Source organism: Allobosea sp. ASV33 (genome assembly GCF_016428755.1).
Classification (GTDB): domain Bacteria; phylum Pseudomonadota; class Alphaproteobacteria; order Rhizobiales; family Beijerinckiaceae; genus Allobosea.
On the sequence record NZ_JAELTI010000315.1, the window covers coordinates 1 to 308 of the forward strand.

General features: G+C 73.4%; 1 pseudogene. It reads left to right on the top strand.

The window, feature by feature from the left end:
* Positions 1 to 127: pseudogene (locus JHD80_RS27815) on the top strand (AAA family ATPase); the annotation flags it as partial.
* Between the last annotated feature and the right edge of the window lie 181 nt (positions 128 to 308).

Below are 308 nucleotides of genomic sequence, written 5' to 3' on the forward strand. Positions count from 1 at the left end.
CACGCCGGACCTGATGCCGTCGGACATCCTCGGCTCCGAGGTTCTCGACGAATCGAGCGACGGCAAGCGGCATTTCCGCTTCATCAAGGGCCCGGTCTTCGCCCAGCTCCTGATGGCGGACGAGATCCTGTCTCTTATACACATCTCCGAGCCCACGAGACTCTAGGCGCGATCTCGTATTCCGTCTTCTGCTTGAAAAGAGGGGGGGGGGGGGGGGGGGGGGGGGGGGGGGGGGGGGGGGGGGGGGGGGGGGGGGGGGGGGGGGGGGGGGGGGGGGGGGGGGGGGGGGGGGGGGGGGGGGGGGGGGG